This is a genomic window from Uliginosibacterium aquaticum, assembly GCF_012972705.2.
Classification (GTDB): domain Bacteria; phylum Pseudomonadota; class Gammaproteobacteria; order Burkholderiales; family Rhodocyclaceae; genus Uliginosibacterium; species Uliginosibacterium aquaticum.
The window spans coordinates 1495536-1521088 of sequence record NZ_JABCSC020000001.1; the positions used below are offsets into that span (position 1 = coordinate 1495536).

Below are 25553 nucleotides of genomic sequence, written 5' to 3' on the forward strand. Positions count from 1 at the left end.
TCAGGCGTACGCCGGCGCGAAAGCCTGGTCGGCCGGGCAGCCAAGTAGGGTGCGCATCGCGCACGCGGGCCCTTTCTTGGCAATGGATCGACGCTTGAAACGGTGCGCAATGCGCACCCTACAAATCCCGAAAGCATGAAAAAAGCCCCGCCGACAATCGCCAGCGGGGCTTTTGCATGGCAGCGAATTACGCGTAAGCCGGCGCGAAAGCCTGGTCGGCCGGGCAGTTCTTGACCGGATTCCAGTAGGGTGAAATCTGGCGCAGCTGGGCGATGATCGGTGGCACTGCGGTGATGACGCGCTCGACTTCTTCCAGCGTGTTGTAGCGTGAGAGCGAGAAGCGGATCGTGCCGTGGGCAGCGGTGTAAGGAATGCCCATCGCGCGCATCACATGCGAAGGCTCCAGCGAGCCCGAAGTGCAGGCCGAGCCGGAAGACGCGGCAATGCCCAGTTTGTTCAACAGCAGCAGGATGGCTTCGCCTTCCACGTACTCGAAGGCGATGCTGCTGGTGTTGGGCAGGCGGCAGGAAAGATCGCCAGTGGGGAAGGCATTCGGTACCTGCGCGAGGATGCCGCGCTCAAGCTTGTCGCGCAGGTAGCGCACATCGCTGTTCTCGATGTCGATATGTGCCAGCGCCAGTTCCGATGCCTTGCCCAGGCCGATGATCGCCGGGGCATTCTCGGTGCCGGGGCGGCGGCCGCGCTCCTGCTGGCCGCCGCGCATCAGCGGGCGGTAGCGTGTGCCACGGCGCAGATACAGCACGCCGATGCCCTTGGGCGCATGCAGCTTGTGACCCGAGACGGAGAGCATGTCGATCTTCGTGCGTTTCAGATCAATCGGGATCTTGCCGACGGCCTGCACCGCATCGGTGTGGAATTGCACACCCATGGCATTTGCATACTCGGCCATTTCCTCGACCGGGAAGATGGTGCCCGATTCGTTGTTGGCCCACATGGCGGAAACAATGGCGACGCGATCCGAGAGCAGGGCCTTGTACTCGTCCATGTCGATGCGCCCGCGTTTGTCGACGCGCAGCTTGTGCACCACGTAGCCATCCTTTTCGAGCTGCTCACACAGCGTCAGGATGGCGTGGTGTTCGACCACCGTGGTGATGATCTGGTTACGCTCGGGTTGGGCTTTCAGTGCGGAGAGGATGGCGGTGTTGTCGGACTCGGTGCCGCCGGCAGTGAAGATGATCTCGCTGTCATGCTCGGCGCCCAGCAGCTGCTGGATCTGGCTGCGGGCGGCCTTGATCGCGAGGCCGACCTGATTGCCGAAGCTGTGAATCGAGGAGGCATTGCCGAACTGCTCGGTGAAGAAGGGCAGCATGGCTTCCACCACGGCGGGATCGCAGGCGGTGGTGGCGTTGTTGTCGAAATAGATCGGGTTCATGATTGGATCCTCTCTGGAGGTGCAGGGCGGGGCGGCGACGCGCGCATCGTAGGGCTGACTTCAGTCGGCCTTTTGACCGTTGTCGTGCGACTGAAGTCGCACCTACATTCAGATCAGCGGGCCATTTCGAGTTGCGAGGCAGGCAGGAGGCGCACGTATTCGCCTAGTTCTTCAAACAGCTTCTGCTGGATCGAACCAAGCGTGGCGGCTTCCAGTGCGCAGCCCATGCAGGCGCCCTTGAGATTGACGTAGATGTTCTTGCCGACGATGTCGACGATCTCGATGTCGCCGTGGTCGCGCTGCAGCATCGGGCGCACGGATTCGATGATTTCTTCGATCTTGCGCATGCGCTGGATGTTGGTGAGCTTGGGCTTCTCGCCTGCGGCGAGCGGTGCTACGGCCTCTTCGGCGGGCTTGCTGATGGCGGGTGCTTCACACTGGCTGGCCAGGATCTTTTCCAGTACGCCTTCGATCTTCTCGTGACAGGAGGCGCAGGCACCCCCGGCCTTGGTGTAGTGCGTGACCTGCTCAAGCGTGGTGAGCTTGTTTTCGCGCACCACGGATTCAATGAGGGCGGAATCAATGGCGTAGCACTTGCAGATCAGCTCGCCTTCCTCATGGTCATCGACCCATTCTTCACCGCGATAGTTGGCAATCGCGGCTTGCAGGGCTTCGCGGCCCATCACTGAGCAGTGCATTTTCTCGGGCGGCAGGCCGTCGAGAAAATCGGCGATGTTCTGGTTGCTGACCTTGAGCGCCTCATCTAGCGTCATGCCCTTGATGATTTCGGTCAGCGCCGAGCTGGAGGCTATTGCGGAGCCGCAGCCGAAGGTCTGGAAGCTGGCGTCGAGGATGATTTCGGTTTCCGGCTCCACCTTGAGCATCAGGCGCAGGGCATCGCCGCACTGGATCGAACCGACATCACCGCTGGCGTTCGCGCCTTCGAGCGGGCCGGCGTTGCGCGGGTTGAAGAAGTGTTCTTTGACTTTCTCGGTGTAATCCCACATGGCTTGATCTCCGTTGGTCGTGCGATTGAGGCATGCCTATGCTTTTGCAACACCCGTGCCATGCGGGTTTCGGGGTGTTTTGAGGTGGTTTTTGTCGGCTTTGGCTGTCGGGTTTGCAACAGCCGGAAGTGCCGAACTTGGCGTGGCTATGCGATCTGGCTAGCCGAGGATGTGGGTATAGGCCCGTCGCAGCAGTTCGCGTTCCAGCGCGGGGCGCCTGCGCGCTTCGAGCAGGCTGATGAAACGGGCGTGTAGGGTTTCTGCCAGAGCAAAAGGTGGATCAATGCTGGTGAAACGTGCCAGCAGCACCGGATATGCACTGCCCTCGTGCAGCACTTCTTCGAGGAAGTCGTGATCGGCCTCGAGGGCGTCGTGCGGTAGCTCCAGACGTCGGCAGGCCTCGGCACTCCAGGCGGCCGGCATCGGGCGCACCGTGTGGGGCGTGTGAGCGTTGTCACGTAGGGTCAGCGGGTGAGGCAGGGGGCCGAAGGCGAGAACGCCCTCCGCCAGGCACAGGAAGCGCAGGCGGGCGCTGGTGGCCTGGCTGTGGTAGAGGATAAGGAAGGGGGCCGGGCTGGCATTGCTGAGGGGGGGCATGATTAGGCGTAGCCCGGATGAGGACTGCAGGCAGGAATCCGGGAGTGCGACACTCCCCGGATTCTGCTGCGCTGCATCCGGGCTACGGTGCTCACACTCAGGCTGCCAGCGGCATCGGCGTGTTGGTGAAGCAGGCTTTCGGACACACGCGTGAGCAGGCGCCGCAGCCGGTGCAGTCATCCGGATTGGCCAGCGACATGATCGAGGAGATGCTTTCGCTATCGTCTTCGTCGTCCTCAGAGATGTCGTCCTCGCTGCGGTCGATCAATTCGAGCACGTCGCGGGTGCACACCTTGTAGCAGCGGCCGCAGCCGATACAGGTCTTGGCGTTCAGCGCCGTGGCGAACTCGGGGGTCCAGGGCTTGCCGCCGCGGGTGATACCGGTGATGGGGTCCATGGTGAAACTCCTAGGCTGGTGGTATGAAAATGGCTGATTCAGGGTGTCTCGGTTGGTCGTGCGTCCTGTTGGGCCGCAAGCAGGCGCGCGTTGGCGTCTGCCCAGGCCTGGCAGGCTTCGTAGGTGCTGTTTGAGATGCCGGGAATCTCGGCATAGGCGGCGGGCAGGCGATCTTCGACCAGATCGTGGAGCTGACCGGCCCATTCAGAAGCGATGCGCTTGAGGCGGCGTACTTCCTTGTCCAGTTCGCGCAGCGCGGTGTCGTCCATGACCGGCTCCTCAGAATCCCGCGACTTCGGGGAAGCGGCCGGCCAGTTCGAGGGCCACGGAGAGCTGCTTGTCGGCCTCGGTCTTCATCTTCGAGAAGCTCTCGAAGCCGAAGCGGTGGGCGTCGCGCAGGGCGCGGTCCAGCACCAGCAGTTTGCCCACCGTGATGATCACGCGGCCGAAACCTTCGTGCGACAGGTGCACCAGCGGCACCGCCATCTGCCCGCATTCCTTCTCGATCAGTACTGCAATCGCGTTGTAGAAGGCGCGTACGCGGGAGAGCGTGACCGGATCCGGATCGCCCAGGATGGGAATCGCGCTGCGGGCTTCCTTGCTCAGTACAAAGGGGGCGAGAAGTTGTTCGACGCTCTTGCCGTCATGCACGCCATAGCTATCGAGCGCGCGGACCTGGCGCAGCATTTCGCGCATGAAGTCGGTTTCAAAGATGGGGTCGGTGGTGCTCATGAAGTGCTCCCGGTGGGGGTCTGGAAACAGGGTTGGATGCAGGGTTGCATCTGATCGTCGGCGTAGCGTCGGGCAAGCTGGCGGGCGATCAGCAGGCCGCCGGCGAGCCCCCCGAGCGCGGCGAGAATGGCGGCCAGATCGCTGCCGAACATGGCTTGGCCAAGCATTGCGCCGAGCAGCAGGGCGAGCGCCGGCATCAGCCAGGCAAGCAGGGCGGCGAGCGTCAGCGTGCGGCTTTCGATGCCAAGCAGAATTTCGTCTCCAGCAGAGAATCCGGCTTGCACAGGCAGTTGCAGGCTGTGTTCTGGATTCCCTCCATGGCAGGCCTTCTTGCTGCCACAGCTGCCACAGGCCGAGGCCGGGTCAAAAGCCACCTGCATGTGATCGGCATGAATCGCGATGACGCGGGCGGGGCGCTGGATCATTCCTGCCATCCCTCCTCGGCCATGCGTTCGAAGCGGCTGGCGTCGCCATCCTGCCGCAAGGCCTTGGCAATCCAGGGCACGCCGCCATCACGAATGGCTTCCGAGAGTGCCAGCAGCAGGCCATCGATGGGCACGGCTTCGTCGAGCTTCATCGGCTGGATGCCGGCGGCGAGCAACTGGCGCACCGCCGAGCCACCCACGGCGAGGCAGTACATGGCGGCGCAGCCGGAGAGCGCGTCGATCTTCTCGGCCAGCTTGTTTTCGTTGCCATCCATGGCTTCGGCCGCGAACTCCATGACGCCCGCCAGCCGGGCACGCTCGGCATCGACCGTGTAGAGGACAAAGCCCTCGGCAGCACCGAAGTGCTGGTCGACATGCAGGCGGTCGCGGCTCGCGAACGCGATGCGCAGCGTGCCCGGCTCGGGGTCAGTGGCGGACCAGGCCAGGGTGAGCTTGCGAAGAGGGGAGGGAGACTTCGCGCTCGCGGGGTCCGCCAGACCAGAACACGGAGCGATAGGCGGGAGTGTCATGGTGGTGCTCCAGGACGAGATTGGCGATATCGAAGAGGGCCTGACGCGTGGCGCGGTAGCCCACCCAGGGGCGGGCGAATTCGCCCAGCCGGTCATACACGGGAAAGCCGGCGCGCAGCAGTGGCAGGGCGAGGCGCTGGGCGCTCTGTACCGCGTGCGCACTGCCGATCACGAGTTGGGCGTGATGGGCGCGCGCTTCGCGTTCCAGATCCTGCAGATCGCCCAGATGGACTTGGGCCAGCGGCAGACGCTTGAGGATCTCGGCATTCACCGGGCATACGGCCGCGACGACTTCGGCGCCCGCGCCGGCCAGCAAGGCGTGCAGGCCAGCGAGCAGATCTGGCTCGGCGGCCACGGCGACCCGCAGAAAGCCCGTCATGAAGTGGGAGTCGACCATCGCATCCTGCAGTTGCGCGCGTTGGCGCTCAAAACGCGGCGGCACTGCCTGGCCTGAGAGTTCGGCAAGGGCTTCGGTGAACAGATCGCAACTATCCAGCCCCATCAGATGATCGAAACGATAGTCCGGCACGCCGCTGCGGCTGCGCAGGAGGTCGGCGGCCTTGTTCAGGGAACTGCCGATGACCAGGGTAGCGATGGATTCGCCCATGCTGGCGATCTCGTCGCGCGGCGTGCCGCCCAGCGTTAATGGCGTGGTCTCGGCTTCGATCAGGTGGCCGTCGAGCGAGTCGCCCAGATCCGGCAGGATCACCGCGCGCAGGCCGAAGGCCTCGACCCAGTCGCGGATCACTTCGATGTCGCCCGGCGTGAGGGCGGCGCCGGCCAGTACATTCACCTGGCGCCGGCGCCGTCCGACACTGCTCGAAACGGGCACCAGTGCGTCGATGATCGCCTCCACGGCCTGGGCGAAACCGCTCTCCAGGCTGCCGGCATAGTCCGGGGTATTCACCGGAACGATGGCGATGTGCTCGTACTGCGGATACAGCTGGCGGAACTGGCGTACCAGACGCTGCACATCGCTGCCCTGAGTCTCCGCAAGCCCTGTTGTCGGCAGACCAATGACATCCGGGTTGTTCTTCTCACACAGGGTGCGCAGGCCTTCGATCACGTTTTCATCGGAGTTCATCACCGTGGCGATGTGATCCATGGCCGTGGTCTGCAGCGGGATCGGCTCGCGGAAGTGGCGCACGAAGAACACTTTGCCGAAGGCGGTGCAGCCCTGCGAGCCGTGCATCATCGGGATCGCCCGGCGCAGGCCCAGGAAAGCCAGCGAAGCGCCCAGCGTGGAGCTGGCCTTGAGCGGATTGACCGACAGCGGCTTGCTGCGTTTGATGATTTCGCTCATGGTGCGACCTCAAGTGAATCTTGCTCGTGTAGCCCGGATGAAGGTCGCAGGCCGGAATCCGGGGTTTCGGGCGTGAGCGGTGTTCCCGGACTCCACTGCGCTGCATCCGGGCTACGCAGCCCTAGAGGCGTGCCGGCTGCCTTGCTCCTGGCCCACGGCGCGGGCTTGCGCACGGCAGCCCACACAGGGCTTTCGATTGTCAGCGCGAGCTGTTTCGCCAGCTCCAGCATGCCGCGATAGCCGGCGTAGCCGAATTCGCGCTCCTGATTGATGTCAAGGAAGGGGATGCGGGCCTTCAGCGCGGTGTAGAGGTTGCGGCCACCGGCGATCAGGATGTCGGCGCGCAAATCCTTGTAGGCATTCAGCAAGGCCTTCGGGCTGCCTTCGTCGATCATTACCGCGTCTTCGCCCATCAAGTCCTTGATGCGGGCTTTGTCTTCCTCGGTGGATTTCTTGGTGCCGCTGGCGACTACCGTCATGCCCAGGTCCTGCAGCGCCGAGACGATGGACCAGGACTTCACGCCGCCGGTGTAGAGCAATACGCGCTTGCCGGCGAGGCGCTCGCGCCAGGGTTGGAGGGCCGCGTTGATCGAGGCTTCTTCGCGCACGATCAGCGCTTCGGTGCGGGCTGTGAGGTCCGCATCGCGCAGCAGGCGGGCGAATTCGCGCAGGGCTTGAGAGGTGTCGGCTACGCCGTAGAAGCTGCCCTCGAAGAAGGGCACCTGCCAGCGCTCCTGCAGCTTACGCGCCACGTTCAGCAGGGCCTTGGCACACACCACCATGCTGGCTTCGGCCCGGTGCAGGGTCTGCACTTCGTGGTAGCGCGCATCGCCCGAGAGCGTGCCGAGGATGCGCAGGCCCAGTTCGTCGAAGAGCGGAGCTACGTTCCAGAATTCGCCGGCGATGTTGTATTCGCCGATCAGGCTCACATCATGGATTTTTACATCGGGCATGCCCGGCACGTAGGGCGCTGGCTCCGGCTCGCGGGTGCCGATTACATGCTTGAGCATGGTTTCACCGGCGATGCGGTTGCCGAGGTTCTTGCTGCCATAGAAGCCGGCCGAATCCACCGGTACCACCGGGACACCCCAGCGCGCTTCGGCGGCCTTGCACACGGCGGCCACGTCATCGCCGATCACGGCGGTCACGCAGGTGGTGTAGACGAAAACGGCGGCCGGCGAATATTCGTCGATGGCCTGCTTGATGGCGTGGAACAGGCGCTTCTCGCCGCGGCCCATGATCACGTCCTGCTCGGTCAGATCGGTGGTCATGCCGATGCTGTACAGAGTCGGGCCGGAAGAGCGGGTGCCACGGTTGTCCCAGGAGTTGCCGGAGCAGCCGATCGGGCCGTGCACGATGTGGGCGACGTCGGCAATCGGCAGCAGCGCGATCTGGGCGCCGTCGAACACGCAGCCGCCGGCAGTCGCGCCGGGCTTGGGGCGGGCGCAGCCGGATTTCTCCTCCGCCTTGTTATGGGCGCAGGCCGGCTCGTCTTTCAGCGCAGCAATGTCGGAGGCTTTCATGGCGGCAGTCCGGTGATGAGGGATGCAACTCGCGCCGCAGCGCTGCAAACTCCCCTCTCCCACCCTGAGGTAAAGAGGCGGAGGAGAGGGCCGGAAGAGGATGGGCCACGACCGGCGGACTTAGCTTCGCAAAGCCTGTGCCTGGCCGGAAAGCCTTGATTTAGCGGGGTTTGTGCGCTGTGTCAGGCTGTGGTGAAGCTTACAAAATGTAGGGATTGGTACCGGGAGGGCGGGGGTGGAGCGCCGAACGCATCCGCTCGCGCAGTCGCTGGAGGCCTGCAGCCTCTTCCGGCGCCCTGCCTTGCAGGATGGCTGGCGCAATCCTTGCTGCATGTCTTGCGGAGGACATCGCCATGAACGCAGTCGCTACAGATCTGATCCGCCTGATCGACCAGAGCCCCTCGCTCGAAGTGCTGGTACTGCGCTGCGTGCTGGCTGAATCGCAGCGCGCAGGTGAGCGCCCGCTGATCCGCGGCATCGGACCGGCTTCCTTCGCCCTGCTGCGTGAGACCTGCCTGCCCGGTGTCGAGCTGGACAATGCGGATCAGCCGGCCGCGCGCTTTGACGAGTTCGAAGAGCTGTTCGAGCTGTTGCTGGACTACGCTGCGCCGCTGGACCCGATGAGCATCTGGCTGGCCGCCGCGATTGCCACGGCCGCCCAGCGCGACAATCACCTGTGGCAGGACATGGGCCTGCCTTCGCGGCGTGAGCTCAACGCCCTCCTGCGCCAGCGCTTCCCCTCGCTGGCAGCGCTCAATGTGGGCGACATGAAGTGGAAGAAATTCTTCTATCGCCAACTGTGCGAGCGTGCCGGCGTGCCGATTTGCAAGTCGCCAAGTTGCGGGGTCTGCGTGGATCATCCCGTCTGCTTTGGCCCGGAGGTCTGAGCGCATGGAACGCTGCGTGCCGGATAGGGTGCTGGAAGCCATGCTGGCGGAGGACGCGCCCTTTGGTGACCTGACGACTCGCGCGCTGGGCATCGGTGCGCAGGCTGCTGGCATGAACTTTCGCGCGCGCACTGCAATGCGCCTGGCCGGAAGCGAGGAGGCTGCCCGCCTGATCGAGCTGGCTGGTGGCGAGCTGCTGGCGTGCGTGCCTTCGGGGAGTGCCTTGAGTGCAGGGGACGTGATCCTGCAGGCCGAAGGCCCGGTCGCCGCCCTCCATCTGGCCTGGAAAACTGCCCAGACCCTGATTGAGTACCTCTCGGGCATGGCTTCGGCTGCCGCCGAAATCCTTGACCTGCTGCATGCGGCCGGCTTTGATCTGCCGCTGGCCTGCACACGCAAGAATTTTCCCGGCAATCGCCCGCTCGCCTCCAAGGCAGTGCGGGCGGGCGGCGCGGTGGCGCACCGTCTGAGTTTGTCGGAAACCTTGCTGGTTTTTCCGGATCATCGTGTCTTTGTCGACAATGTCACCTTGCCGCAACTGTTTGCACGGATGCGGCAGCAGCATCCGGAGAAAAAACTGGTGGCTGAGGCGGGTGATCTGGCTGAGGCCCTGTGGTTGGCGCAAAGTGGTGCAGATATCTTGCAGCTGGAGCGCTTCAGTCCGGATGCGTTGGCCGAATGCCGAGCTGCTCTGGTTGCTCAGGGCAGCCATGTGCTGCTGGCCCCGGCGGGGGGCGTAACACTTGGCAACGCACTGGCCTATGCCCGGGCTGGGGCGGTTTTTCTCGTCAGCTCCGCGCCGTATTTCGCCGCCCCGAAAGACGTCAAGGTCACCTTCTCCGCGCGCTGAAGCTTTTCGCCGCTTCCGTTTCTGGCACGCAATTCGCTATATACAAACGTACATAACGAATGCGGATGCCGATCCGGAAGGGAGAGAAAATCATGAATGCCCTGAATCTATCTGCGCAGGCCAGTGGCCTGCCTCAAGCTGGGCGCTGCCAGCGCCGTGAAGCGCAGCCGGATTGGCGTGCCGTATTGCCCAAGCAATGGGCGAGCAGCGTGCTGGCGCCGCGCGCTTTCGAGCGTTTCCGCGACTACGAAATCCTCTCCGAGCGTGTGCTGGGCTATCTCTGCGAGGGCGATGAGTCGCCTTGTTATTGCGAGCATTACTTCGTGCTGACGGATCTTCGCTCGGATGACGACGAGAACTACTACCTTGCACCGAGTTACGGCGAGCACCTGGTGGCTTGGCAGATGAAGGATGGCCGCTGGCTCATCCATCGCCGCATCACACATGGCGAGGCTTGCCAGTCACAGGCCTTTTTCTCCTTCGCGGATGACATGCCGCGCTGAGCGGAGGCGGTCATGCGCGCGCCTGCTCATTCTGCCTGTTCAGTTTTTCACGCCGATGATCACCGAAGAGGCCTTGATCACCGCCGTGGCGGCTACGCCTTCCTTGATGCCCAGCTCGGTCGTGGCATCACGCGTGATGCTGGCGAAGATCTCGGCGCCGCCGGGCAGGGCGATGATCACTTCGGCGCTGACCGGGCCCTGTGCCAGCTTCTTCACAGTGCCGGTGAGGCAGTTGCGAGCCGAGAGTTTCACCCCGCTGCCATCGGTCATGACCATGACGTTCGATGCCTTGACGAGGGCCACTACCGGCTTGCCAACGGCCAGCCCCAGCGTTTGTACGCTGCCCTGGGTGATGGTGGCGACGAGCTTGTCGCCGCCCGCCGTACTGATTTCAACTTCGGCACTCACCGGCCCACTGCTGAGGGCGCTGATCGTGCCTTCAAAACTGTTGCGCGCGCTGATTTTCATCTTCTTGCCTTTCCTGAGAGCTTGCGTGGAGGGATGGGCAGACTGTATCGGGTGCCTCTGCGACAGCTCAACCATAACGGGGCTGGATTCGGAATCTGGAATAAGCACAATTCAAGTCAACTCGCTGTATTGGTGAGAATATAACGATATGAACAAACCGGACATTTCTGGCATGAAAAAAGTCCCACGCATGATTGGCCGTTTCGGTGTCGATCTGGCCGCCGGCAGTTTTCTCGGCGATACCCGCATCCGCCTGCTGGAGGCCATCGAGCAGTGCGGCTCTATTTCGCAGGCGGCGCGCGAGGTGCCGCTTTCCTACAAGGCCGCATGGGATGCCGTGGATGCCATGAACAATCTGGCCGAGGAGCCGCTGGTGGAGCGCTCAGCCGGTGGCAAGCATGGCGGCGGAACCTTGCTGACCGCTTATGGCAAGCGTGTGGTGAGCCTTTACCGGGCGATGGAAGCGGAATATCAGCTGGCGCTGGACCGGGTGACCGCCAGCCTCAGCGATCCGGCCGGCGAAGATCCGCAAGCCCTGCGGCGCCTGATGCGCAGCGTGGGCGTGACACCCAGCGCCCGCAACCAGTTTGTGGGCCCGGTCACTACTTTGCGCGCCGGAGAAGTGACCTTCGAGGTGGGCATCCGCTTTGACGGTATGAACGAGGTGGTAGCCCAGGTGTCGCGCGAAGGTGCCGAACAGTTGCAGCTGACCATCGGTCGGGAACTGCATGCCTGGGTCAATTCGTCGGCGGTGATCCTGATGACAGATGAAAGCTTGCGTATCTCGGCACGCAACCAGTTGTGGGGTGAGGTGCTGCGCATTCACGAAGGACCGGTGTCGGTGGATGTGGTGCTGGGCCTGCCGGCCGGCCGCACGGTGAGCGCCCTGATCACACGCGAATCCCTGCATGAGCTTGGCTTGAAGGAAGGCTTGCGCGCCTGCGCGGTGTTCAAGGCTTCCAGCGTGATGCTGTGTTCTTTTGATTGAGTTTCCTCCTGCTGTAGTCAAGAAAGGTCATCGTCATGAAGGTCCTGATTTCCCTGCTGGCCGCCATCGGCCTTGTTTCACCCGTTCTGGCCGATGAAGTGAAGGTGGCCGTGGCGGCCAATTTCACGGCTCCGATGCAGAAGATAGCCGCCGAATTCGAGAAGGACACCGGCCATAGAGCCGTGGTGTCCACGGGTGCGACGGGCGCTTTCTATGCTCAGATAAAAAACGGTGCGCCCTTCGAGGTCTTCCTGTCCGCCGATGACGAAACCCCGGCAAAACTGGAGGCCGAAGGCGCAGGGCTTAAAGGCAGTCGTTTCACGTATGCGATTGGCAAGCTGGTGCTGTGGAGCGCCAAGGCTGGCGTGGTCGATGACAAGGGGGCGGTGCTCAAGAAGGGGGATTTCGCTAAGCTGGCACTGGCCAATCCGAAGACTGCGCCTTACGGGGCAGCGGCCATCGAGCTGATGAAGAAGCAAGGCGTGTTCGATAGCCTGCAGGCGAAGATCGTGCAGGGGGAAAATATTTCGCAGGCCTTCCAGTTTGTCAGCACCGGCAATGCCGAACTGGGCTTCGTGGCACTGTCGCAGGTCTGGCAGGATGGCGCCCTGAAGAGTGGCTCGGCCTGGATCGTGCCCGCCTCCGAGTACACGCCAATCCGTCAGGATGCGATCCTGCTTGGCAAGGGCGCGGGCAAGCCCGCCGCTGAGGCGCTGCTGAAGTATCTGAAGGGCGACAAGGCGCTCGCCGTGATCAAATCCTACGGTTACGACATCTGAGGAAAAGCATGCTGCAAACCCAGGACTGGTCGGCCATCTGGCTCACCCTGAAACTGGCCACCACGGTTACGGCGCTCTTGCTGCTACTTGGCACGCCGCTGGCCTGGTGGCTGGCCAATACGCGATCGCGCCTGCGTGGGGCGGCGAGTGCCCTGGTGTCGATGCCGTTGGTGCTGCCACCGACCGTGCTGGGTTTCTACCTGCTCTTGCTGATGGGGCCTAACGGCCCCCTCGGCCAGCTGACCCAGTCCCTCGGGCTGGGCCTGCTGCCTTTCACCTTTGGCGGTCTGGTGCTGGCCTCGACCTTCTATTCCTTGCCCTTCGTGGTCCAGCCGATCCAGAACGCCATCGAAGCCATCGGCGCCCGTCCGCGCGAAGTGGCCGCCACCTTGCGCGCATCTCCCTGGGACAGTTTCTGGTCGGTGATTCTGCCCCTGGCGCGGCCCGGTTTTCTGACTGCCGCGGTGCTGGGCTTTGCGCATACGGTGGGCGAATTCGGGGTGGTGCTGATGATCGGTGGCAACATTCCGGGGCAGACGCGAGTGGTCTCGGTGCAGATCTTCGATCATGTCGAGGCGCTGGAATATGCGCAGGCGCACTGGTTGTCGGCCGGCATGGTGGCCTTCTCCTTCCTGGTGCTGCTGTTGCTCTACAGTCTGAATCCGGATTCGCGCAGGAGGGGCGTATGAGCGAATCGATGAAGATCCGGGTTCGGCATGCCTTCACGGGTTTTACCCTGGATGTCGATCTGCAATTGCCGGGGCGTGGCGTGACGGTGCTGTTTGGTCACTCCGGTTCCGGCAAGACCACCTTGTTGCGCTGCGTGGCCGGGCTTGAGCGTGCGGAGCAGGCGCACATCGCGCTGCAGGGCGAGTGCTGGCAGGACGAAGCCGGGCGTTTCGTGCCGACCTGGCAGCGCTCGCTGGGTTACGTTTTCCAGGAAGCCAGCCTGTTTCCGCACCTCGATGTGCGTGGCAACCTGGCCTTCGGCATGAGGCGTGCGACAGGGGCCGTACACGAGGACGAGATCCGGGCGATGGCTGCACGCTTTGGCATCGAGCACTTGCTGGCGCGCAAGCCGGATGGCCTCTCTGGCGGCGAGCGCCAGCGTGTGGCGATTGCCCGGGCCTTATTGACGCGCCCGCGCCTGCTGCTGATGGATGAGCCGCTGTCGGCACTCGATGCTGCACGCAAGCAGGAGATCCTGCCTTACCTTGAGAGCCTGCACGATGAGCTGGATATCCCCGTGCTGTATGTGACCCATCAGATCGAAGAGGCTGCGCGCCTTGCCGATCATCTGGTGCTGATGGAACAGGGGCGGGTGCTGGCCAGTGGCCCGCTGGGCGAGACGTTGGCCCGGCTCGATCTCCCGCTGGCACGCGATCACGATGCCGGGGTGGTGATCGAGGCGCAGGTGCTCGATCACGAGCCGGCCTGGCAACTAACACGCCTGGGCTTTGCTGGCGGTGAGCTGTTTGTCTCGCAGCGCCCGCTGGCAGCAGGCAGCCCGGTGCGGGTGCGCATCGTGGCGCGCGACATCAGCATCGCATTGAGTGGTGATAATGCCTCCAGCATCCAGAATCGCTTCCCGTGCACGCTCAGCGGAATAGCCCCGGCTGAAGATCCGGCGCAATGCCTGGTCGGCCTGGATGCTGCCGGCGTGCCGCTGCTGGCCCGCATCACGCGGCGTTCGGCCGAGCAACTCGGACTGCTGGTGGGGCAGAAAGTGTGGGCGCAGGTGAAAGCGGTGGCGCTGCTGGATTGAGCAAGCGTGCGGCCGGCAGAGGGCAGGGATTGCAGCGGAGCCGCGTGCTATCTTGAGAACTGCTGCCGGGCCGTCTGCCCGCTTTCCAGAGGAGTTTGCCGCGTGACTGCCGCCATTTCGCGCCAGGATGAAGTGCTCAGCCGCCTGCTTGATCTTGCGCGCAGCGAGACGCCCTTGCCCTGTTTGCGCGTGCGGGCTTCCCGTGCCCATCTGGTCAAGGCCTTCGATGTGCCGGGGCCTTCGATCGGCTTCCTCCTGCAGGGGCGCAAGCGCGCCCTGCAGGGTGGGGAGTGGCTCAGTGTCGACACCGGTGAGTTGTTTCTGGTGCCTGGCGCACGCAGCGTGGACGTGGAGAACATCCCCGATCCGCACAGCGGTGAATACCTCGCCATGTGCATTGTGCTGTGCGAGAACGTGCTCGAAGCTGCCCGCCAGCTGCTGCCGGCAATGCCGCAAGTGGAGCCAGGTCCGGTGGCTGCCGTGTCGCTGCTGCCCATGCTGGGCGCGCTGGAGGACTGGTGCGAGGCTTTGCGGCACGGCGATGAAGCGCTTGCGGCCCATGCCATGCTCGGGGTGGTGCTGCATCTGTGCCGGCTGGGCCATCAGGGCCTGCTCAATCGTCCGCCGCCAAGCCTGGCGGCACAGATTCGCAGCATGGTGACGCAGAGGCCTGAGCGTGAGTGGAGTTCGGGTGAGATCGAGGAGGCGCTGGCCATGAGCGGCGCTACCCTGCGACGTCATCTTGCGGCGGAGGGCACGAGCCTGCGCGAGCTGATCGCCAATGCCCGCCTCTCATATGCCCTGCAACTGCTTTATTCGACGCGCCTGCCGGTCAAGACGGTGGCTCAGCGCGTGGGCTACGCATCGGTGTCCAGCTTCAGCAAGCGCTTTACCGAACGTTACGGGATGGAGCCCTCGCGGATCGGCAACGCCTGAAGCCTCCGGCTTGAACGCTTGGCGCGTGTTTTTGAGCGTTTCGCGACAGGCGAGGGCCCTACACTGGCTGCATCCACCCGACTTACCGGGTGATCAATCCTGCTGTATCTGCCATGGAGAGGAACACAAAGATGACTATCCGCCCCGCATTTTCCCGCCAGCTCTTGAGTGTCGCGCTGGCCCTGGCCAGCCTTGGCGCCGGCATGAGTGCCGCTCCGGCGCTGGCCGCGCCGCCTGCCCAGCTCAAGACCCAGGTCCCCGGCTTCTATCGCTACGCGGTGGGTGATTTTGAGGTCACCGCACTGTATGACGGTTATGTCGATCTCGACAGCAAGCTGCTCAAGGGCATGCGTGCCCAGCAGATTCAGAGCCTGATGGCGCGCATGTTCATGCAGGACAGCAAGGGTGTGCAGACCGCGGTGAATGCCTATCTGGTGCATACCGGCGAACGCCTGATCCTGGTGGATGCCGGTTCGGCCAGCTGTTTCGGCCCGACCCTCGGGCGCGTGCTGGAGAATGTACGGGCCGCGGGCTATGCGCCGGAAGCCGTCGATACCGTACTCCTGACGCATATGCACCCGGACCACATGTGCGGGCTTCTGGGCGCCGATGGCAAGCCGGCCTTTACCCGGGCCACGGTGTGGGCTGCGCAGGAAGATGCCGACTTCTGGCTCAGCGAGAAAATCGCTGCTGCGGCACCTGAAGGCAACCAGCCTTTCTTCCGGATGGCACGCGAGGCGGTGGCGCCTTATCAGGCCGCCGGCACCTTCCGCACCTTCAAGGCGGGGGAGGCTATCGTGGCGGGTGTGAGCGTGCTGCCTACGCATGGGCACACGCCTGGCCACAGCTCCTATCTGCTCACTTCCGGCACTCAGAAGCTCCTGGTGTGGGGCGATATCGTGCATAACCACGCGGTGCAGTTCATGCATCCGGAAGTTTCGCTGGAGTTCGATACCGATCAGAAGAAGGCCATTGCTACGCGCAAGGCCTTGTTTGCGCAGGCGGCCAAGGCCGGGTGGGGGATTGCCGGTGCGCATCTGCCTTTCCCGGGCCTGGGGCGCATCCGCAAGGATGCCCAAGGCTATGCCTGGGTGCCGGTGGAGTTCGGACCGATCCGCTCGGATCGCTGAAACAGATCCGCAGCGCTGTGCCGTAGCGAACGGAGGCTCCGTGACGGAGCCCCTTTTTTCATGCGCGGCGCTCAGAAGCGCCGTGTCAGCGCCATGCCGAAGCTACCACCCTGATAGGCGCCACTGGCCTGGCGCACATTGTTCATGACCGAAGCGTACATGCGCAGATACCAGTTACTCCAGATCCCGAAGTAGCCCTGTATCACCGCATCACCGCCGAGCTTGAAGCTGTCCTGGGTGTTGTCCTTGTAGGTCCCGTAGGAGAGTGACAGGCCGATGGCATTGTTGTCGTTGAGCTTCCAGTAGCCCATGCCGGTCAGCGCGTAGCGTTGATAGTGCTGCGGATCGTAGTAGCCATGATCCAGATCGTCGCTGAAGCCAAACCAGCGCGCAGCCACACCCAGATCGATGTTGAAGGACTGGGTGCGCCACATGGCACGGCGCGGCGCGAGGGATACTTCCCAGCGGCGGTTACCGTCGGAGAGATCGTCGTAGGCGAGTTCACTCTCCACCGTGTAGCGGGTGCCCGGCGTCCAGCGCGTGAGCAGGCGGGCATTGCGACGCTCGATGCCCAGCGAGAGGGCGCGTGGTGACACGGCGTAGTAGTCCTGCCCGATCTCGGGGCGCAGCCACCAGTCGTCCGAGGCGCGGATATCGAGACCGGCGCGGTAAGTCTGGCTGGCATCTGCGTCACCGCTGGCCGCACCGCCCAGGCGCAGGTCACCGCTCAGCTCGGGTGAGAAGCTGTGGCGCGCACCGATCCAGGCGCCCTGGTAGTCAGCGTCGCGTGCGCCATTGATGTTGTCGAGGCCGCTGCCGCTGTCAGCCTTCAGCTTCTGCCAGTCGCCACCCGCCAGGAAGCGGGTCTCCGGGCTCATTACGTATTCGCCGACCAGGCCCCAGCGGCCGGTGTGCACCTGATCCGAATCCTTGCCATAGTCGGCATAGGCGGTGACCGAGGAGCGCTGCGGGGTACGCAGATAGAGGGCGAGATCGGCAGTGTCGCGCGTGTCGGGGAGCAGGGTTTCGATCTGCCTCAGGGTTTCGAGGGCTTCACGCGGGCGGTTGGCGGCCTGCAGGGCAATGGCACGGATGGCCAGAATGTCTGCGTCATGTGGTGTTGCGCTGAGCAGGCGGTCGGTGATTTCCAGCGCTGGTTTGCTCTTGCCGAGCCAGGCCAGTGAGCGGGCGCGCAGCTCGTCGTAGGCGCGGTCTGCATCGAAATGCACGCGATAGTCCTCAAGCTCGTCGAGCGCGTCAGGGTAGTTACCGCGCCAGCCTTCGGTGCGGATCAGCTCGAGCCACACTTCTTTCTGTGCTGGTTCGATTTCGAGATAGCGTTTGTAGCCGCTGACGGCTTTGTCGAGCTGGCCGCCCCAGGCATCGAGGCGGGCCACGCCGAGAATGGTCTCGGTATCGCTGCCCGTGCGTTGAGCAATACGCTGGTAGGCATCTATCGCAGCGGGCCGATCACCGGCCCACTTGGCAAGCTCGGCCTTGGCGCGCAGATAGTCGAGATTTTCGGGCGCGAGCTCCACTGCCTTGTTGATCGAAGCGAGTGCGCCATCGCGATTGCCCGCCATCGACTGGCTCTGCGAGAGCTTGTGCCACAGCGTCGGCTCATCCGGCTGCAGACGGCAGGCTTGCTCGAGTGCTGCACTGGCCTGCTCGTACTGCTTGAGATGGCCATGGATGTCGGCCAGGCGCAGCCACAGCTCGCTCTGGCCGGGTTCGGTGGCGAGCGCGCGGCGATAGATGAGGATTGCGCCCTCCCAGTTGCCGGCCATTTCGGCTTTCAGGCCGTCATCCGGTACGGCAGCAGACAGTGCAGCGAAAGGCTGGGCTGAGGCGAGCAGGCAGATCAGGAAGAGTTTCTTCATTTGCGCCACCGTTTGTCCTTGAAGATCCAGATGTCGCCCGCAAAGCGCAGCATGGTGATGAAGTCGAACAGGATCACGAAGTAGCGCACGGGCGTCAGCAGGATGCCCTTGAGCAGGAACTCGAGGCGGTTGCCCTTGGCTGCGGCGACCAGCGCGAACAGCGCCACGAAGCTTTCGAAGGCGATGGTGATGAGGAGCGCCTCCCACATCTGCAGCAACAGCATGATGATCATGCTGACGGGGAAGAAGATCTTCTCCACGGCTGACATGAACATTACCCAGCCTATCGGCCGGCCGTACTGGCGGGTGTAGTCGTCGCCGAAAGGCTGGCGGTATTGCTCGAAGATTTTGCGCTTGTTGAGGATGTCCTTCGGGGTGCTGCGCTCCTTGTTCCAGCGCTTGAAGGATTTGAAGGGGCTGCGCATGAGTCCGTCAAAGTAATAGCAGGTTTGCAGGAAGGAGGAGGACCACAGGTAGAGCTGACGCGGCAGGCGGGAAACCTCGGGTTCGAGTGAGCGGGCCACTACATCGGTGAGCTGGATGTTGCGGTAGCCGTGGTTGAGCATGGCGAAGCCGATGAAGATGTCTTCGGAGTTGGTGAGGTCATCCCCGAGGAGGGGCTCGTACTGATCGAACACATCCTTCACGTACTGGCGGCGGTAGGCCACGGCGCAGCCCACCGGATTCAGGATGCTGCCGAAGAAAACCAGCTGGCCACGGTAGATGAAACGCTGCAGCAGCATGTAGAGCACTTCGCGGTACAGATTGCTGATGCCACGCTGCAGATGGTGTAGCCAGCTCACTTTGGGGAACACCATCGAATCGGGTACGGCCTCGACGAATTTCTGCAGTGCCGGGCTGTGGGCGAGCTGTTTCTGGCGATCACGATCGCGCAGAGGCAGGATGGTGCCGCAGGCCGAGGCGATGCCCTTGCCCTGGTAGAGCTCCTCTACGGCGCGCTCGATGTAATTGTCGGACTCCAGTACGGTGTCGCCATCAAGGATGAACTCCACATCGGCATCGAACTCACGGGCCTGGCGCTTGATCGTGGGCGTCTTGCCGATAGGGTGAGCACGCGGAATGATCATCACCTCCATGCCCTTGAGCTGGGCAAAGCGCTGTGCGAATTCGATGGTGCGATCCTTGCTGCCATCGTCGACCAGGATGATCTTTTCCGGTCGCTTGCTCTGGCGCGCGACCGAGGCTAGGCACAGCACGATGTTGGCCTCTTCGTTCAGGGCCGGGATGACCACGTTCACCCGTGCCGCGCGCCAGTCTTCGGCCGGGGTCGGGGTGGTTTTGTCTGGGCCGTGCACCAGACCGAGAATGCTCAGAATGGTGTTCGGGCTGAGGAAGAATGTTGAGATTGACGCCATCTCATGCCTCGCTTCCGTCGCGGTGTTGCGCGATGAGTTCGTCCAGAGTGCTCTCCAGCGTCCATCGATGCCTGAACCCGGTCAGCCTTTGCAGCTTGGCCAGTGAGGGGCGGCGGCGCTGGATGTCGTCGTACTGCTCGCCGTAGGCTTCAACATAGCTGAGGAATTTTTTTTCGACAGGGCGCTGCGCCCGTTCGCACACCAGGTCAGCCAGTGCGCGGATCGAAATCTCGCGGTCATTGCCCACGTTTACGATCTCGCCTGCAGCGCCGGGCAGGCCGGCCAGGGCATCAAGAGCGGCAGCGGTGTCGCGTGCATCGCAGAAAGAGCGCGTCTGCTGGCCATCGCCATAGATCGTGAGCGGCCCGCCGCGGAGCACTTGCTGCACGAAGCGCGGCACCACCATGCCATATTGCCCGCGCTGGCGCAGGCCGATCGTGTTGAAGAGGCGCACGATGCAGATCGGTAGCTCGTGCTGACGGGCATAGGCGAGGCCCTGGGTTTCGTTGCTGAGCTTGCTGATGGCATAGCTCCAGCGAGACTTGCCGCCCGAGTGCACATAGAGCATTGCCTCTTCCTCCAGTAGTGGGGCGCTGGTCGGGCCATACACCTCGGAAGAGGAGGCGATGATGATCTGGGGTTTCCAGTGCCCGGCCGAGGCGAAGCGCAGCAGGCGTTCGGTGCCGGCGATGTTGGTGGCGAGTACCCGCACCGGATCTTCCAGCACGCGGAACACGCCGACCACGGCAGCCAGGTGGTAGATGCGATCGGCCCAGGCGCTGGCTTTTTCGAGCCCGCCCCAGGTGAGGATGTCGGCTTCGTCAAACTGGAACTTGGGACTGCCGACCCAGGGCTGGATGTTGGTGCGCTGGCCGGTACTGAGGTTATCCACCACATGTACCGAATCGCCCTGCTGCATGTGGCGCTCCACGAGATGAGAGCCGATGAAGCCTGCGCCGCCTGTGACCAGTACATGCATGCTCTCTCTCTCCCGCCTAGAGGCGCCAGACGCGATAGCCGAGGCTGCGCAGGGTGGCTGCATTGAAACTGCTTTTCACATCGACGAAGACGCCGCCGGGCACGAGCTTGGTGCGGTAATCCGCGAGCGGGCGATCGAGCAGGGCACTGTGCGCCACGGCAAGGATCAAGCCTTGCGAAGCGCGCAGGGATTGCCAGGGCACGAGCTCCACGCCGTATTCGTCCAGAGCCTCTTCGGCGCAGGCGACGGGGTCATGCACCTGAACGCGGATGCCATAGCTGCGCAACTCCTTGATGATGTCCAGCACCCGTGTGTTGCGCAGGTCCGGGCAGTTCTCCTTGAAGCTCAGGCCGAGGACGCTGACTACTGCGTCATGTACAGGAAAGCCGGCCTGGATGATGTTCTTGACGGTCTGCTCAGCCACGAACTTGCCCATGTGATCGTTGATGCGCCGCCCGGCCAGGATCACCTCCGGGAAGTAGCCGAGCGTTTCGGCCTTGTAGGTGAGGTAATAGGGATCGACACCGATACAGTGCCCGCCCACCAGGCCCGGGCGGAAGGGCAGGAAGTTCCACTTGGTGCCGGCGGCATCCAGGACTTCTGCGGTATCGATGCTGGCCTGGTGGAAGATGATGGCCAGCTCGTTCATGAGTGCGATGTTCAGATCACGCTGGGTGTTCTCGATGACCTTGGCGGCTTCGGCAACCTTGATCGAAGAGGCGCGATAGACACCCTTGGGCAGGATGGATTCGTAGAGGGCGGCAATGCGCGCAAGGGTCTCAGGGCTGTCGCCGGAGACGATCTTGATGACTTCGGTGAGGGCGTGCACCGCGTCGCCCGGGTTGATCCGCTCGGGGGAGTAGCCCACATGAAAGTCCTCAGGCCAGCTCAGGCCGGAGGCGCGTTCAAGTTCGGGAACACAGACTTCTTCGGTGGCCCCCGGATAGACAGTCGATTCGTACACGACGATGGCGCCACGTCTGAGCACCGAGCCGACCGTTTGGCTGGCGGCAATCAGCGGACCGAAATCCGGTTGATGGGCGATGTTGACCGGAGTGGGGACTGCGATGATGTAAACGTCCGCTTCACGCAGCGCTTGCGGCGCGCAACTGAAGCTGAGCCGCGTGGCACCGGCAAGTGCGTCCGGGGTGAGGTTGCCGTGCGGATCGATCCCGTTGGCATAGTCACGTATGAGCCGTGCCGAGATGTCGAAACCCACGACGGGATAGCGTTTGCCGAATTCAACCGCCAGCGGCAGACCCACATATCCCAATCCGACGACCGCAATCCTGAGCGTCACCGAACAGCCCTCCTTGTTCTTTTAGGCGGGCTGCGGCTTGCACAACGCCCGCTAATCCAAGCTAGCAGCGGTGTGTGGTGGAATTTGTTAAAAAACGTTCAGACGGGGGATCACCGTCATACAGGCAGATGGCATCAGAAGGGTGGGATGCCTTGGCTGAAGCGGCTCGGCGCAGAAATGAAGTATGGATACCGTTGCGTATGTTTTGCCCCTGGATCCGGGGCCGATGAGGCGGTGATGCGGCAGCTTCAGTCCGCCAGCAGTACTGATCGCGTGAGCGCTGCCGCCTCGGCCAGCCAGCCGGCGCGCTGCTCCGGTGTGCTGACGATGATGGATTCGAAGTTGCGCCGGCTTACGAGTGGTACGCCGCAGAAGCCCCATACGCAGGCTTTCCAGAAGTTATCCAGCGGATCGCCGTAGAGGCGCAACTCGGCTTCGCGCGGGGTGTTCGAGGTTGTAAATACCAGCGCAGCCTTGGCTTTGAGCAAGCCGATGATCACGCCTTCACCTTTTTCATTGGTGCCGAATCGATAGGCTTCGCCGGCTCTCAGTACGCGGTCCAGCCAGCCTTTGAGGATGGCCGGTGCTTGTGCCCACCAGTTGGGGTGAATCACTACGATGCTGTCGGCGTTGAGCAGCAGGTCGATGTGCTCACGCACCTGAGCGCCTGGCTGATGACCGCGCGTGAGCTCCTCCGGGGTGAACAACGGGTCAAAGCCTTCAGCGTAGAGGTCGCGCAGGGAAACCTGATGGCCGGCTGCCTCGAGGGTGCTGCGCACCGTGTCTGCAAGTGCATGATTGAAGCTGCCGGGTTGGGGGTGAGCGAGAACAATCAGGATTTTCATGGTGTGCTTGGGCTGAAGGAGTCCGTGGGACACTCATTCGCGGCCAGGACTTGCCGGTTTTGTAGGGCCGGTTTGAGTCGGCCATCCAGGGGTGTGCGCGGCCTGAGAAGCTGTTTACGATCTTACTGCGAGGTCGTGATCAGGGTTCATGCGCTGCTCGGAATCCTCATTTATCAACATAAACTCCGGTTCCCGGGCTGCTTTTCACCCTGCTGACGGTCTCTCGCTACAGATCGTGAACAGCTTCTGAGCCGCAGTGGTGGTGCTACACCGCGCCGCGCATCTCGCGCTGCTTGCCGTTCGAGAGCGCTGGCACGTCGGCCAGTGCCACGCTGACGGCATTGCGCGGGCGGAAGCTGGTCAGCTCGCGATATACGGCCTGAATCTTGTCCGGCGAGGAGAGGCTCTTCACGTCAGCCTTCTCGAGTCCGGCCAGTTGCATCAGCTCGGACCAGGGCAGGCCATCGTCCATCGGGATCAGGTACACGGTGCTGGTGTAGTGATCGAAGATGGCCGGCTTGTTGATGTTCACCACGAAGATCACGCTCAGGGTGTCGGCAGCCATGTCCTTGCCATAGCGTTCGAGCAGTGTGGGCACATCGGCCACGTCGTCGAGCATGCCGGTGAAAAACTTGAGCTGACTGTCGTCGGCCAGCATGGCAGCCTGCTGCAGCACTTTCAGGGGCGGCTTGCGGCGGCCGGAGGTATCGAGCATGGCACCTTCCAGCAGGATCAGTTCGCCACGATAGGCTTCGAGTTTGCCATCGCTGCAGGCTTCGAACAGGTTGGCGTTGAACAGATGGCCGGCTTCTTCGTATTTCTTCAGCAACATTTTCAAATCCTTCGGGAGTGGGTAATGGCGTGGTCTGCGCTGAGGGCGTGATTCAGGATTGACCCGGCTTGCAATCGCAGCCGGTTTGCTGACCGGGGCCGCTGCAGCAATCATTTTTCGGCGTGCGCCCGAGGATCAGATTGAACAGCGAGCCGATGGCATGCGCGGCCTTGCAGGGCACGCCATGGGTAGCAGCACAGAATTTCTCGTGCAGGTTCTGGGCTTCGCCTGCGGGCTTTCCTTGGCACATGAGGGTTTCTCCAGAGGCTTCAGCAGCATTCCATTTCGATCTTGTCGAGCAGCTGCAGGGCTTCGACATCGTTCAAGGTTTCCAGCTGGTCGCGCAGGATGTTGATGTGCGCATGGATCAGGAACAGCTCGTCATGGCGCGGCCCGCTGATGGGAGAGAGCTTCTTCGCAAACAGTGTCCAGAATGGATTGCTGTACTCAGGCTGCTCCATGTAGGGGCGCAGCATGCCCACCAGCTTGCGGGCCTGGCCGTTGCAATCGAGGCCGACGAAACTCACGTAGCGATCACGCGCCTCGCCGCTTTCATCGGCGGCCTCCTGCAGGCAGGGGCAGGGGACGTCATTCCTCATCGTTGAGCAGTCCGATCGCAAGGCCGCCTGCGCCTTCAAGCTGGGCGGTGAGGGCGGCGCAGTGCTCGCCGGTGTTGATGGCATACAGCGCAAAGCCTTCTCCTTCGGCTACCGGTTTGAGGCGCGAAGGGATGTCATTGTCGTCGCAGACCTTGAAGACGAGGCCGGGAAAGGCCTCGCGCAGCTCGGCGTCCACGCCCGGGCGGCGGGCATTGCCGTTGGCAAGTGCGTGGCACACGGTGTCGAGAAACTCCGGTGTGAGGCTCATGCTTCCTCCTCCTCGGCCTCATCGATCATGCTGGCAAACTGGGCCAGTGAGGGGGGCTCCATGCCCATCACCCGGGCCAGCCAGGGCGGCGGGCTGGCAAGGCTTGCCTGCAGACGGGCGACACTGGCACGGGCCGGGCCGGTCTGCGGGATCTTCACCGGATGCACGCTGGCGCGGATGACCTTGGCGGCGGCCGGACCACCGATGGATTGCACGTAGAGCACATCGCAATCGGCGATCAGATTTGCGCGGGCGACGTTTTTGTCCTCGGCAGTTTCGGTGTCGAGGGTCGGGCGGATGCCGATCAGGCGGGATTCACTGGCCGAAACCTGATAGATCAGGAAACGTTCGCAGCTGCCGAAGTGCCCATCCAGGATTTCGCCGGTATTCGATGCGCAGGCGAGACGGATCGAACCGGGCATGTCGCCTTCGAGGTAGGCATCCAGCGCCGGCAGGTCACTGCCGGATACGCCTTCACCCCATAGCAGGCGCACGGCGCGCTTGAGATCTTCCTTCTCCATCTGGCAGATGCCACCATCGCCATCCATGGCTTCGCGCAGCAACTCGACCGAGCAGGTGGCGAGCTTGGTTTCGGTGAGGGGCAGGTCGATCTTCTCGGCGATCGCAAGGGTCAGCTCACGTGGCGTGACCTTCAGTTCGAGCGCCGCCAGACCAATGCGCAGTGCGGCTTCGCGGGTGATGGACGAATTGGTGCTCATGATGGTGCTCCTGGGTAGGGCGTAGGTGCGCATTGCGTACCGTGCGTGAGCCGCTCAAATGGTGCGCGGTGCGCACCCTACGGTAGGCCGATTACATGTAAACAATGCAGGCATCACCCGAAGCACAGGTGGCCTGGCACTTGGGGCCATCGTCACCGTCTTCGCATTCGTTGCAGGTATCGGCCTTGATCTTGACGATGCCGCCCTTGTCGAAGATCGAATTGGTCGGGCAGACCGGGATGCAGTCGCCACAGCTGCTGCATTCGGCGACGAGGATTTTCATTGCCATGATGTGCTCCTTGGTCTCAGGTTCATTCCACGCCATCTACACGCCTGGCCCGTACGGAAATGGGCAGGCGTGGCGCGGGGATCGGATCGATGTAATAGACGCCCCCGTTCCCCAGCTTGATTTCGCCGCCCCATTTTTCCGGGGAGTCGAATTCGATGGAGGTGATGCTGTCCTCGATGTCGCGTTTGGGCAGGTAGAACGAGAGACCGCCGTCTGCGCTTTTACGAACCATGATGTTGGCCATGGGGAAGTA

The 25553-nt window shown here is 63.0% G+C and carries 32 protein-coding genes; 9 read left to right on the plus strand and 23 right to left on the minus strand.

All coding sequences use genetic code 11. The features are described from left to right. Positions 1-187: 187 nt before the first annotated feature. The 10 genes from nifS to nifE all read right to left on the minus strand — a co-directional run bounded on the left by nifS (position 188) and on the right by nifE (position 7907). Positions 188-1393: a cysteine desulfurase NifS gene (gene nifS / locus HJ583_RS06600; RefSeq protein ID WP_170021148.1), complete on the minus strand. Its 1206-nt coding sequence runs from the start codon at positions 1391-1393 to the stop codon at positions 188-190. A gap of 113 nt (positions 1394-1506) precedes the next feature. After that, on the minus strand, positions 1507-2400 hold the full coding sequence (nifU, locus tag HJ583_RS06605; protein WP_101943042.1) for a Fe-S cluster assembly protein NifU: 894 nt from the start codon (positions 2398-2400) through the stop codon (positions 1507-1509). A 159-nt stretch (positions 2401-2559) separates the two neighbouring features. Continuing rightward, positions 2560-2997, minus strand: a complete 438-nt coding sequence (locus tag HJ583_RS06610) for a hypothetical protein (protein WP_170021149.1) — start codon at positions 2995-2997, stop codon at positions 2560-2562. Between the two features lie 97 nt (positions 2998-3094). After that, positions 3095-3394 (minus strand): ferredoxin III, nif-specific, encoded by a 300-nt coding sequence (fdxB, locus tag HJ583_RS06615; protein WP_101943039.1) that lies wholly within the window; start codon positions 3392-3394, stop codon positions 3095-3097. A gap of 38 nt (positions 3395-3432) precedes the next feature. Beyond that, complete coding sequence (locus tag HJ583_RS06620; RefSeq protein ID WP_101943037.1) at positions 3433-3663, minus strand: CCE_0567 family metalloprotein; 231 nt, start codon at positions 3661-3663, stop codon at positions 3433-3435. A 10-nt stretch (positions 3664-3673) separates the two neighbouring features. Next, entirely contained in the window at positions 3674-4126 is a 453-nt protein-coding gene (locus tag HJ583_RS06625) for a NifX-associated nitrogen fixation protein (protein WP_101943036.1), read from the minus strand. Then, positions 4123-4551, minus strand: a complete 429-nt coding sequence (locus HJ583_RS06630) for a SoxR reducing system RseC family protein (protein ID WP_170021150.1) — start codon at positions 4549-4551, stop codon at positions 4123-4125. The genes HJ583_RS06625 and HJ583_RS06630 overlap by 4 nt, the downstream gene beginning before the upstream one ends. Then, positions 4548-5081 carry a NifB/NifX family molybdenum-iron cluster-binding protein gene (locus HJ583_RS06635; RefSeq protein ID WP_170021151.1) on the minus strand — a complete coding sequence of 178 codons (534 nt, stop codon included), beginning with the start codon at positions 5079-5081 and terminating at the stop codon, positions 4548-4550. The genes HJ583_RS06630 and HJ583_RS06635 overlap by 4 nt, the downstream gene beginning before the upstream one ends. Continuing rightward, positions 4978-6384 (minus strand): nitrogenase iron-molybdenum cofactor biosynthesis protein NifN, encoded by a 1407-nt coding sequence (gene nifN, locus HJ583_RS06640; protein WP_170021152.1) that lies wholly within the window; start codon positions 6382-6384, stop codon positions 4978-4980. Before nifN ends, HJ583_RS06635 begins: the two co-directional genes overlap by 104 nt. After that, positions 6381-7907 (minus strand): nitrogenase iron-molybdenum cofactor biosynthesis protein NifE, encoded by a 1527-nt coding sequence (nifE, locus tag HJ583_RS06645; protein ID WP_170021153.1) that lies wholly within the window; start codon positions 7905-7907, stop codon positions 6381-6383. Before nifE ends, nifN begins: the two co-directional genes overlap by 4 nt. Positions 7908-8260: 353 nt before the next feature. Between nifE and HJ583_RS06650 the strand changes: the two genes are divergently transcribed. The 3 genes from HJ583_RS06650 (at position 8261) to HJ583_RS06660 (ending at position 10147) form a co-directional block, all read left to right on the plus strand. After that, positions 8261-8794, plus strand: a complete 534-nt coding sequence (locus tag HJ583_RS06650) for a nitrogen fixation protein NifQ (protein WP_170021154.1) — start codon at positions 8261-8263, stop codon at positions 8792-8794. A 4-nt stretch (positions 8795-8798) separates the two neighbouring features. Further along, positions 8799-9644: a ModD protein gene (modD, locus tag HJ583_RS06655; RefSeq protein WP_170021155.1), complete on the plus strand. Its 846-nt coding sequence runs from the start codon at positions 8799-8801 to the stop codon at positions 9642-9644. A gap of 92 nt (positions 9645-9736) precedes the next feature. Then, the gene (locus HJ583_RS06660; RefSeq protein WP_170021156.1) at positions 9737-10147 is read left to right on the plus strand and encodes a hypothetical protein; all 411 of its coding nucleotides are present in this window, start codon (positions 9737-9739) and stop codon (positions 10145-10147) included. A 39-nt stretch (positions 10148-10186) separates the two neighbouring features. On the opposite strand, the gene HJ583_RS06665 is transcribed toward HJ583_RS06660, so the two are convergent. Continuing rightward, positions 10187-10615, minus strand: coding sequence for a TOBE domain-containing protein (locus HJ583_RS06665; protein ID WP_170021157.1), 429 nt, complete (start codon positions 10613-10615; stop codon positions 10187-10189). A gap of 172 nt (positions 10616-10787) precedes the next feature. Here HJ583_RS06665 and HJ583_RS06670 point away from each other — a divergent pair, with 172 nt between their 5' ends. From HJ583_RS06670 to HJ583_RS06695, 6 genes are all read left to right on the plus strand, one after another. Continuing rightward, the gene (locus HJ583_RS06670) at positions 10788-11603 is read left to right on the plus strand and encodes a TOBE domain-containing protein (RefSeq protein ID WP_235943704.1); all 816 of its coding nucleotides are present in this window, start codon (positions 10788-10790) and stop codon (positions 11601-11603) included. A 35-nt stretch (positions 11604-11638) separates the two neighbouring features. After that, positions 11639-12382: a molybdate ABC transporter substrate-binding protein gene (gene modA, locus HJ583_RS06675; RefSeq protein ID WP_170021158.1), complete on the plus strand. Its 744-nt coding sequence runs from the start codon at positions 11639-11641 to the stop codon at positions 12380-12382. A gap of 8 nt (positions 12383-12390) precedes the next feature. Beyond that, on the plus strand, positions 12391-13071 hold the full coding sequence (gene modB, locus HJ583_RS06680; RefSeq protein WP_101943018.1) for a molybdate ABC transporter permease subunit: 681 nt from the start codon (positions 12391-12393) through the stop codon (positions 13069-13071). Further along, positions 13068-14147 (plus strand): molybdenum ABC transporter ATP-binding protein, encoded by a 1080-nt coding sequence (modC, locus tag HJ583_RS06685; RefSeq protein ID WP_170021159.1) that lies wholly within the window; start codon positions 13068-13070, stop codon positions 14145-14147. Before modB ends, modC begins: the two co-directional genes overlap by 4 nt. A gap of 102 nt (positions 14148-14249) precedes the next feature. Then, entirely contained in the window at positions 14250-15083 is an 834-nt protein-coding gene (locus HJ583_RS19315) for a helix-turn-helix domain-containing protein (protein ID WP_170021160.1), read from the plus strand. A 131-nt stretch (positions 15084-15214) separates the two neighbouring features. Then, positions 15215-16213 carry an MBL fold metallo-hydrolase gene (locus tag HJ583_RS06695; RefSeq protein ID WP_170021161.1) on the plus strand — a complete coding sequence of 333 codons (999 nt, stop codon included), beginning with the start codon at positions 15215-15217 and terminating at the stop codon, positions 16211-16213. Positions 16214-16284: 71 nt separating this feature from the next. Here HJ583_RS06695 and HJ583_RS06700 read toward each other — a convergent pair whose 3' ends face one another. From HJ583_RS06700 to nifT, 12 genes are all read right to left on the minus strand, one after another. Beyond that, positions 16285-18093, minus strand: coding sequence for a tetratricopeptide repeat protein (locus HJ583_RS06700; protein WP_170021162.1), 1809 nt, complete (start codon positions 18091-18093; stop codon positions 16285-16287). Next, positions 18090-19469: a glycosyltransferase family 2 protein gene (locus tag HJ583_RS06705; protein WP_170021163.1), complete on the minus strand. Its 1380-nt coding sequence runs from the start codon at positions 19467-19469 to the stop codon at positions 18090-18092. Before HJ583_RS06705 ends, HJ583_RS06700 begins: the two co-directional genes overlap by 4 nt. A gap of 1 nt (position 19470) precedes the next feature. Then, positions 19471-20448, minus strand: coding sequence for an NAD-dependent epimerase/dehydratase family protein (locus HJ583_RS06710; RefSeq protein WP_170021164.1), 978 nt, complete (start codon positions 20446-20448; stop codon positions 19471-19473). Positions 20449-20464: 16 nt separating this feature from the next. Next, the gene (locus HJ583_RS06715; RefSeq protein ID WP_170021165.1) at positions 20465-21748 is read right to left on the minus strand and encodes a nucleotide sugar dehydrogenase; all 1284 of its coding nucleotides are present in this window, start codon (positions 21746-21748) and stop codon (positions 20465-20467) included. Between the two features lie 248 nt (positions 21749-21996). Further along, a complete protein-coding gene (locus HJ583_RS06720; RefSeq protein WP_170021166.1) occupies positions 21997-22593 on the minus strand; it encodes an NAD(P)H-dependent oxidoreductase in 597 nt (198 codons plus the stop codon). A gap of 265 nt (positions 22594-22858) precedes the next feature. Continuing rightward, positions 22859-23425, minus strand: coding sequence for a hypothetical protein (locus HJ583_RS06725; RefSeq protein WP_170021167.1), 567 nt, complete (start codon positions 23423-23425; stop codon positions 22859-22861). A gap of 52 nt (positions 23426-23477) precedes the next feature. Continuing rightward, on the minus strand, positions 23478-23675 hold the full coding sequence (locus HJ583_RS06730; RefSeq protein ID WP_170021168.1) for a hypothetical protein: 198 nt from the start codon (positions 23673-23675) through the stop codon (positions 23478-23480). 19 nt (positions 23676-23694) lie between these two features. Further along, positions 23695-24024 (minus strand): N(2)-fixation sustaining protein CowN, encoded by a 330-nt coding sequence (gene cowN / locus HJ583_RS06735; RefSeq protein ID WP_170021169.1) that lies wholly within the window; start codon positions 24022-24024, stop codon positions 23695-23697. Beyond that, positions 24014-24292, minus strand: coding sequence for a DUF6129 family protein (locus HJ583_RS06740; protein WP_170021170.1), 279 nt, complete (start codon positions 24290-24292; stop codon positions 24014-24016). Before HJ583_RS06740 ends, cowN begins: the two co-directional genes overlap by 11 nt. Further along, positions 24289-25011, minus strand: a complete 723-nt coding sequence (locus HJ583_RS06745) for a dinitrogenase iron-molybdenum cofactor biosynthesis protein (RefSeq protein ID WP_170021171.1) — start codon at positions 25009-25011, stop codon at positions 24289-24291. Before HJ583_RS06745 ends, HJ583_RS06740 begins: the two co-directional genes overlap by 4 nt. Positions 25012-25102: 91 nt before the next feature. Beyond that, a complete protein-coding gene (locus HJ583_RS06750) occupies positions 25103-25300 on the minus strand; it encodes a 4Fe-4S binding protein (RefSeq protein WP_101943200.1) in 198 nt (65 codons plus the stop codon). A 22-nt stretch (positions 25301-25322) separates the two neighbouring features. Continuing rightward, on the minus strand, positions 25323-25544 hold the full coding sequence (gene nifT / locus HJ583_RS06755) for a putative nitrogen fixation protein NifT (RefSeq protein WP_101942998.1): 222 nt from the start codon (positions 25542-25544) through the stop codon (positions 25323-25325). Between the last annotated feature and the right edge of the window lie 9 nt (positions 25545-25553).